This window comes from Ideonella sp. (genome assembly GCF_041287625.1).
Lineage (GTDB): Bacteria > Pseudomonadota > Gammaproteobacteria > Burkholderiales > Burkholderiaceae_C > Ideonella.
This window is the reverse complement of sequence record NZ_JBGGNH010000025.1, coordinates 92,516-100,537: the sequence shown is the minus strand read 5'-3', so window position 1 is coordinate 100,537 and position 8,022 is coordinate 92,516. Positions and strand designations below refer to the sequence as shown.

Below are 8,022 nucleotides of genomic sequence, written 5' to 3'. Positions count from 1 at the left end.
AGCATTCCGCAGCCACACCGGACGTTGGGAGCCGCTGCCGGGCGCTGGCAACCTCCCCGAAGTCACAGCCCTGGTCGTCGACATGCTGGCTCCGTATCTCGACCTGAATAGTTAAACTTATTTACGGGATATTGTACTAGCGCGTCAACTGCCACATCGAGCGTGATGGAGCATCCGATGGGATGCGTACGAGACTCCGGGCGCTTTCCAGCGGCGCGCAGAGTCGAAACACCGATTGGTGCGGCCACAGTCGAGATGTGATGCCCGGACGTTTGCGGCCGGTCTGCTCTGCACCTGGTGCCGTATGCCGCAGTCATCATTGGGTTGCAGAGCTGGGCTCCGGTGCGACACGCCGCCGCGTTTGGTGACCTGTCGTACGGGACGTACCTGTGGGCGTGGCCGGTACAACAGGTGGGGTCCTCCTGCTCGGCAAGGATCGGCCCATCGCCTTGCTCCTCGCGGTGACGATCTCCGTGACGTTACCGCTTGCATATCTCTCGTGGAGGCTCATCGAGAAGCCTGCATGGAAGCTCAAGCCACGACGGAAGCCTGCGCTTGCTGCATCGACAATGCCCGAAGGCCAGCCGGCGAGTTGAACAGGGGGCAACGACAAGATTGAAGCTGCATGAGTTCTACGCCTTGAGCGCGCCAGGAGAAGCACCTGAGAAGGCCAGACCCACAGCGCGCAAGAAGAAAGATGCCGCGGCGTGATCGCCGATCTCAGGCAGCACACGGCGTATCAGGATTGCCGCATCCACTGCGTTCCGCGCACTTCCTCCACGCCCGGTCCTACGCATCTGGCGCCACAAACGGAATCGCCTGCTCCACCGTCTCCCAGATGAAGCGCCCCGACGGGCTTTGCTGTTCCTCCACGACGTGGGCGACGAGCCCGGCGGCGCGCGAGATGACGGCGAAGCCGCGCATGACTTCGGTCGGCACGCCGATCTCGCCGAGCAGCGCGGCGACGGCGCCGGTGGCGTTGAGGGTGATGGGCTTGCCGGCCACGGTGTCGACCGCGCGGGACAGGGTTTCGAGGGCGCGCAGGTGGGCGCCGGGCAACTCGGGTTCGGCGCGGGCCAGGTCCAGCAGCTTGTAGGCGCGCGGGTCCACCGGCTTGTGCAGGTGATGGCCGAAGCCGGGCACGGGCTGCTTGCGGGCCTGGTGTTCGCGGGCGATGAGCAGCGCTTCAGCTTGCGGGTCGGCCGCGGCCTGCAGGCGGTCCAGCAGGCGTGAGCAGTTTTCCATCGTGCCGACGAAGCTGCTGCCCACGGCCATCAGGCCGGCGGCGACGGCGCCCTGCAGGTTTTCCGGCGCGCTCATGTAGACCAGCCGGGTGGCAATGGCGCTTGGCGTGAGGCCGTGTTCCATCAGCACGATGAGCACCACATCTGCCATGCGCATGTCGACCGGGCGCGGCGTGCGGCCGAGGATCTGCATCAGCAGCACCTCGGTGAAGGTTTTCTGGCCCATCAGGTCGTCGACCAGGTTGGCGCCGCCGTAGTGCAGGCTGGTCAGCGTGTGGCGGCACAGGCTTGTGGTGGGCGCGGCCCGGGTCTTTGAAGAAGTGGTCATGGCTGACTTTCAGTTCGAGGGCGCCAGCGCGAGTTCGCGCACGGCCGCCTTCAGCACCTTGCCAACGGGCGAGCGCGGCAGGCTGGCGTGGAAATGGATGCGCTTGGGCGTGTGTACCGGCCCCAGGCGTTCGCGCACGAAGGCGATCAGCTCGGCCTCGGCCGCATGCTGGCCCGGCCGCAACTGCACCGCGGCCTGCACGGCCTCGCCCCACTTGTCGTCCGGCACGCCGAACACCGCGCATTCGTGCACCGCCGGGTGCTGGCCCAGCGCGTTTTCCACATCCACCGGGTAGACGTTGAAGCCGCCGGTGATGACCAGGTCCTTCAGCCTGTCCTTGAGGTACAGGAATCCGCGGTCGTCGATCAGGCCGCGGTCGCCGGTGTGCAGCCAGCCGTCCACCAGGGTCTCGGCGGTCTTCTCGGGCAGGCGCCAGTAGCCGCTCATCAGCAGGTCGCCACGGGCCACGACTTCCCCGACATCGCCGCGCGGCAGCAATTCGCCGGTCGGCGCCATGACGGCCACGTCGCTGAACCAGGTGGTGCGGCCGACCGAGGCCCAGTTGGCCTCGTCCTCGAAGTCCTCTGGCCGCATCACGGTGAGGATCTGCGGCGCCTCGGTCTGGCCGTAGGTCGTGCCCAGCACCGGGCCGAAGAAGGCACGCACCGCGCGGATCTTCTCGGGGGGCATGGCTGCACCGCCGTAGATCAGGCGGCGCAACTGTGGGAAGTCGGCCCGCGAGGCATCGGGCAGCGCCATCAGCATGTAGATCAAGGTGGGCGGCATGAAGCAGGCGGTGCCGCCGCGAGTCTTGAAGGCCTGGCGCACGGCCTCGGCGCCACCACCGGCCAGCACCACATGGCAGCCGCCCTGCGCCAGGATGGGCAGCAGGTAGGTGGAGGTTCCGTGCGTGATGGGCGCGGCCAGCACGTAGCGTTCGTCTTCGTCGAAGCCCCAGGCCTGGACCTGGTTGGCAATGTTGGCCAGCCAGGCGCGGTAGGGCTGCATCACGCCCTTGGGCGCACCGGTGGTGCCGCCGGTGAACTTGATGGCCTGCGTGGCTTCCACTGGCAGGTCGATCACCGGGCGCGGCGCGCCGGCGTGCTGCGCGGCCAGCGAGGCGATGTCCAGGCTGTCCTGGCCCGTTTCGCAATGGATGCGCGTGCCCGGCGCGTCGCCCAGCAGCGCCATGCCGTCGGCGTCGGCCACCAGCAGCGTGGGTTCGGTCGCGTCCACCAGGCGCCGGATCTCGGGGGCGGTGCTCTTCACGTTCAACGGCACCCACACCTTGCCGCTGGCCAGCACCGCCAGCAGCGCAACGATGTGGGCCGTGCTATTCGCCGCGCAGATGCCCACGCGGCTCTGCGGCGTCGGGTCCAGCGCGATGAAGGCCGCCGCCAGTGCGCTGACGTGCGCGGCCAGCGTGTCGTAGCGCAGCAGGCCCTCGGGCGCGTCGATGGCGATGCGCTCGGGCCAGCGGTCAGCGGCGCGCCAGAAGAAGTCGATCGGGTGCATGAAAGGTGGTCCTGCTCAGTCGGGTTTGATGCCGGCCTGCTTGATCACGTCGCGCCAGCGCTTGGCTTCGGCGGTGATCAGGTTTTGCAGCTGCGCGGGCGTGCCGGGTTCGGGCGTGGCGGCCATGTCGCGCAGGCGCTGGGCGATCTCTGGCTCGGCCAGCACCTTGTTCAGCTCGCTGTTGAGCCGGGTGATGACGGCGCGCGGCGTGCCGGCGGGTGCCGCCAGGCTGAACCAGGACTGCACGTCGAAACCGGGGAAGCCGGACTCGGCCAGCGTGGGCACGTCCGGCAGCAGCGGCGAGCGCTGCGCGCTGGTGATGGCCAGCGCGCGCAGCTTGCCGGCCTTCACGTGCGGCAGCACCGAGGGCGTGTTGTCGAACATGGCCTGGACCTGGCCGCCCATCAGGTCGGTCAGCGCCGGTGCACTGCCGCGGTATGGCACGTGCAGCAGGTTGGCCTTGGCGACGATCTTGAACAACTCGCCCGACAGGTGGATGGTGGAGCCGCTGCCGGAGGACGCGAAGCTCAGGCCCGCAGGCGCCTGCGCCAGCTTCACGAACTCGGCCACGTTCTTCGCCGGCAGCGCCGGGTTGACCACCAGCAGGTTGGGCACGCGGGCGATCAGGCCGATGGGCTCGAAGTCCTTCAGCGGGTCGTAGCCCAGCTTCTCGTAGAGCGAGGCGTTCACGGTGTTGGCGACCGTGTAGACGTACAGCGTGTAGCCGTCGGCCGGCGCGTGGGCCACGGCTTCGGCGCCGATGTTGCTGTTCGCGCCGGTGCGGTTGTCCACCATCACCGGCTGGCCCAGGCGCTCGCCCAGCTTGCCGGCGACCAGGCGCGCGACCACGTCGGTGGCGCCGCCGGCGGCGTAGCCCACCACCAGGCGGATCGGCTTGGTCGGCCAGGGCGTGGCGGTCTGGGCCCGGGCGAACGGCACCGCCGCGAGGCCCAGGCTGCACAAGGCGGCGGCCAGCCAACGGCGGCGCGGCGCAAGGGAGGAAATCTTCATGGCTTGTCTCCTGTTCTGATCTTGGCAAGCCCGCAGCACGACCGCGCCCGGCTCGGTCGGCACCGCGGCACACTGCAGCTTCCGACGACACCGATTCTTCGCCATGCCCACCCGCACTGCGAGTCAAAACGTCCGCCAGCCGGACGTTGAGTCTTCAACACCCGTACCCGATGACCCCGGCGCACGCACGCTGCGCCGCGGCCTGCAGCTGCTGGACCTGGTGATGGACGCGCCGCCCGAGGGTCTGCGTGTGGTGGACCTGTGCCGCGCCGCCGGCCTGGAGCGCGCCACCGTGCACCGGCTGCTGCACACGCTGCTGGAAAGCGGCCACCTGGCGCGCCAGGGGCGCTTTCGCCTGGTGGTCGGCCCGCGCCTGGGCGCGACTACCCGCGTGCGCCCCGGCCCATCCGGCATCGCCGCACGGCTGCAACCGGTGCTGGCGAAGATCAGCGCCGCCAGCGGCGACGCCGCCTTTGCCATCGTCCGCGAGGGCCCCACCTCGCACTGCATCGCCCGCCAGGTCGGCACGCACCCGGTGCAGATCCTGGTGATCGAGGTCGGCTCGCGCCAGCCGCTGGGCGTGGGCGCCGCCGGGCTGGCCTTGCTGGCCGCGCTGCCGGACGAAGAAGTCGCCCACACGCTGGCCGCCAATGCCCCGCTGCTGCCCACCTACGGCGGCATGAGCCCCGAGCGCATGCAGCTGCTGGTGCGCGCCACCCGCGAACGCGGCTGGTCGCTGATCGGCAACCACGCCGCGCGCAACATCCTGGCCGTCGGCATGGCCGTGCGGGACGCCCGCGGCGCGCCACTGGCTGGCATCAGCGTGGCCAGCACGGTGGCGCGCATGCAGAAGGACAGGCAGCAGCAGATCGTGAAGTGGATGCGGGGAGCACTGGCGGAGGTGGTGCCGAAGGGGTTGTGACCGGCCAGCAAGCGCGGCGCTTGCCTCGCTCAGGCCGGGCCGTAAGCCGCCGGCAGTTCTTCGACCGCCCCCAGCTTGTCGACCACCAAGTCAATGAACGCCGAGACGGCGGGTGGCAGATGGCGCCGGCTTGGGTAGACCAGGTTCACGCCATGGCCCTCGCGGTGGTGCCCGGGCAGCACAGGCACCAGCAGACCGGCCCGCAGGTCACGCCGGGTCAAGGTGGACGGCAGCAGCGCGATGCCCAGCCCGGCCAGCGCGGCCTTGCGCAAGGCCTGCACCGTGTTGCCACTGAAGCGGCCCGCCACCTGCACTTCTGCTTCGGTTTCACCGGGCCCGGACAGCCGCCAGGTGACACGGCCACTGGCATGACCGAAGCCCAGGCAGTCGTGGTCCGCCAGGTCCTGCGGCGTGCCCGGAGCGCCGCGCGCGGCGATGTAGGCAGGGCTGGCCACCAGGCCGTCGAGGCCGGCGTCCAGGACCTTGCGCGCGAACAAGCCTGAGTCCTCCAGCGGACCGCCGCGGATCGCGACGTCGACGCGTTCGGCGATGAGGTCGGCTCGCGCATCGCTGAGCACGAAGTCCACGCGAACCCGGGGATGTGCGGCCAGGAACTCCGCCAGCCACGCCATCAGGAAGAAGTCGAAGAAATCGGCCGGCGCGGCCACCCGCACCAGGCCGCCGGGCGCCTGGCTGCCAGACATCAGTTCCTGGCCTGCATCGACCAGCCCGTCCACCGCGCCGGCGCAGCGGTCATGGAAGGCCTGCCCGGCGCTGGTGAGCGCCAGCTTGCGCGTGGAGCGCTGCATCAGCCGGGTGCCAAGCCGCGTTTCGAGCTGCTGCACGCGACGACTCAGTGTGTTCGGAGGAACACCCAGGCGCCGCGAAGCCTCCGCGAAGCTGCCAAAGCGCACCACCTGCACGAACACGGCAACGTCGTTGAGGTCCAGCATCTGAATGATTCCTTGCACAAATGGATGAGTGAAATCCAATTGTGCCGGCTAGTCACCCAATGGCGGATTTCCTAAGCTGCGGGCATCGGATCCACCAAGGCAAGGTCAAGCATGTCCTCCACCCAATCCACCCAAGCACCCACCGACATCACCACGGGCTCGACGCAGCAGGGCCCCAACGAATCAACGGACAAGACCATGAACATCGGCATCATCGGTTCCGGCGCGCTCGGCGCCAACGTGGCACGGGCGCTTGCGCGCAAGGGCCTGTCGGCCACGATCGCCAACCAACGCGGACCCGCTTCGCTGGCAGCCCTGGTCGAGGAACTGGGGCCCACGATCAAGGCAGGCACGGTGGCGCAGGCCGCCGCCGCCGACATCGTCCTGGTCGCCGTGCGCTGGGTTGACCTCGGCCGGGCCCTGGGTGGCCTGCCGGCATGGAACGGCCGCATCGTCATCGACGGCACCAACCCGGTCGAGTTCCTCGACCCCGACTCGCCGGACGCGAAGGACCCGAGCAACCCGCTCGCCGCCTACGGCATCAAGGCCATTGATCTGCAGGGCAGGTATTCGAGCGAAGTCTTTCGCGAGTTCGTTCCCGGCGCACGGGTCGTCAAGGCGTTGAACCACCTCGATGTGAAGGTGCTGACACAGCCGGAAGTCTCGGGCGGCCAGCGAGTCCAGTTCTATTCGGGCGACGATGCCGAAGCGAAGGCCGAAGTTCGGAAGATCCTCGAAGCCATCGGCCACTTTGCCGTCGACCTCGGTTCCCTGGCGGTCGGCGGACGACTGGCGGAACTCCCCTTCGGACCGCTGGCGGCGACGAACTTCATCAAGATCTAGCACCGCGGCTGCCTGTTGCGCTCCTGCGGTGGCGTGGGAATGACGCCTCCTGCGGCCAGGAATGGATGTGGGAGGAAGTGACTGGCTGGGCCTCGGCGACACATCAAAGGCCTGCTGAGGCAGGTGGCTGAAGCTGGCGATTGATGCGGGACGCATGGCGCCCGCCACGCCGCCGATCTCGCCTGCGGACAGCCTGTACCCCGCTCCTCGCTGTTCATCGCAGCCCTGCCCTGTTGGCCCCGCCTGCTCTTTAAAGTGCACCGCCATGCGCGGCCCGTCGGCCGCACCGCACGGTGCCCTATGCTTGCGATCCGCCAACTCACCCACACCTACCCCAACGGCGTGCGCGCCCTCGACGATGTGTCGCTGGAGATCCCCGCCGGCATGTTCGGCCTGCTGGGCCCGAACGGCGCCGGCAAAAGCAGCCTGATGCGCTGCCTGGCCACGCTGCAGGTGCCCAGCGCCGGGCAGATCCGTTTCGGCGACATCGACGTGATTGCCCAGCCCGATGCGTTGCGCGCCACGCTGGGCTACCTGCCGCAGGACTTCGGCGTCTACCCGCGCGTCTCGGCCGCCGACATGCTGGACCACCTGGCGGTGCTCAAGGGCATTGCCAGCCGCGGCGAGCGCCGCGAGACGGTTGAAGCGCTGCTGCGCCAGGTCAACCTGTGGGAGGTGCGCAAGTCGGCCATCGCCGGCTTCTCAGGCGGCATGCGCCAGCGCTTCGGCATCGCGCAGGCGCTGATCGGCAACCCGCGGCTGATCATCGTGGACGAGCCCACCGCGGGCCTGGACCCGGAGGAGCGCAACCGCTTCAACAACCTGCTGGCCGAGATCGGCGAAAACGTGGTGGTCATCCTCTCCACTCACATCGTCGACGACGTGACCGACCTCTGCCCGCGCACCGCCATCCTGGTCGGCGGGCGCATCGTGCAGGCGGGCACGCCCACCGCGCTGATCGCCGAGCTGCAGGGCCACATCTGGCAGGCCAGCATCGACAAGCAGGAACTCGACACCGCGAAGGCGCGCCACGCGGTGATCGCCACCCGCCTGCGCGGTGGCCGCACCGTGATCCGGGTGCTGGCGGATGCCTCACCCGGTATCGGCTTCACGCCCGCCGAGCCGGGGCTGGAGGACGTGTACTTCTCCACCCTCTACCGTCACCGCGCCGCCCAGCCGGCCGCTGCCGACATGAAGGCGGCCTGA

7 protein-coding genes are annotated in these 8,022 nt (G+C 69.1%); 3 read left to right on the top strand and 4 right to left on the bottom strand.

Features of this window, described 5'->3' with window-relative positions; translation table 11 throughout:
- Positions 1-789: 789 nt before the first annotated feature.
- From ACAH41_RS09985 to ACAH41_RS09975, 3 genes are read right to left on the bottom strand one after another with little or no spacing between them, the layout of a single operon-like run.
- On the bottom strand, positions 790-1,572 hold the full coding sequence (locus ACAH41_RS09985) for a citryl-CoA lyase (RefSeq protein WP_325652761.1): 783 nt from the start codon (positions 1,570-1,572) through the stop codon (positions 790-792).
- A 9-nt stretch (positions 1,573-1,581) separates the two neighbouring features.
- Positions 1,582-3,087: an AMP-binding protein gene (locus tag ACAH41_RS09980; protein ID WP_325652759.1), complete on the bottom strand. Its 1,506-nt coding sequence runs from the start codon at positions 3,085-3,087 to the stop codon at positions 1,582-1,584.
- 15 nt (positions 3,088-3,102) lie between these two features.
- Positions 3,103-4,098, bottom strand: a complete 996-nt coding sequence (locus ACAH41_RS09975; protein WP_325652757.1) for a tripartite tricarboxylate transporter substrate binding protein — start codon at positions 4,096-4,098, stop codon at positions 3,103-3,105.
- A gap of 103 nt (positions 4,099-4,201) precedes the next feature.
- Here ACAH41_RS09975 and ACAH41_RS09970 point away from each other — a divergent pair, with 103 nt between their 5' ends.
- Positions 4,202-5,020: an IclR family transcriptional regulator C-terminal domain-containing protein gene (locus ACAH41_RS09970; protein ID WP_325652755.1), complete on the top strand. Its 819-nt coding sequence runs from the start codon at positions 4,202-4,204 to the stop codon at positions 5,018-5,020.
- A 29-nt stretch (positions 5,021-5,049) separates the two neighbouring features.
- Here ACAH41_RS09970 and ACAH41_RS09965 read toward each other — a convergent pair whose 3' ends face one another.
- Positions 5,050-5,973: a LysR family transcriptional regulator gene (locus ACAH41_RS09965; RefSeq protein WP_325652753.1), complete on the bottom strand. Its 924-nt coding sequence runs from the start codon at positions 5,971-5,973 to the stop codon at positions 5,050-5,052.
- Positions 5,974-6,171: 198 nt separating this feature from the next.
- Between ACAH41_RS09965 and ACAH41_RS09960 the strand changes: the two genes are divergently transcribed.
- On the top strand, positions 6,172-6,816 hold the full coding sequence (locus ACAH41_RS09960; protein WP_325652766.1) for an NAD(P)-binding domain-containing protein: 645 nt from the start codon (positions 6,172-6,174) through the stop codon (positions 6,814-6,816).
- 300 nt (positions 6,817-7,116) lie between these two features.
- Entirely contained in the window at positions 7,117-8,022 is a 906-nt protein-coding gene (locus ACAH41_RS09955; RefSeq protein WP_325652751.1) for an ABC transporter ATP-binding protein, read from the top strand.

Excerpts from the sequence above, each read along its gene's own strand:
- ACAH41_RS09965 (WP_325652753.1), bottom strand. The coding sequence starts at position 5,973 with ATGCTGGACCTCAACGACGTTGCCGTGTTCGTGCAGGTGGTGCGCTTT.
- ACAH41_RS09985 (WP_325652761.1), bottom strand. The coding sequence starts at position 1,572 with ATGACCACTTCTTCAAAGACCCGGGCCGCGCCCACCACAAGCCTGTGC.
- ACAH41_RS09955 (WP_325652751.1), top strand. The coding sequence starts at position 7,117 with ATGCTTGCGATCCGCCAACTCACCCACACCTACCCCAACGGCGTGCGC.
- ACAH41_RS09960 (WP_325652766.1), top strand. The coding sequence starts at position 6,172 with ATGAACATCGGCATCATCGGTTCCGGCGCGCTCGGCGCCAACGTGGCA.
- ACAH41_RS09970 (WP_325652755.1), top strand. The coding sequence starts at position 4,202 with ATGCCCACCCGCACTGCGAGTCAAAACGTCCGCCAGCCGGACGTTGAG.
- ACAH41_RS09975 (WP_325652757.1), bottom strand. The coding sequence starts at position 4,098 with ATGAAGATTTCCTCCCTTGCGCCGCGCCGCCGTTGGCTGGCCGCCGCC.
- ACAH41_RS09980 (WP_325652759.1), bottom strand. The coding sequence starts at position 3,087 with ATGCACCCGATCGACTTCTTCTGGCGCGCCGCTGACCGCTGGCCCGAG.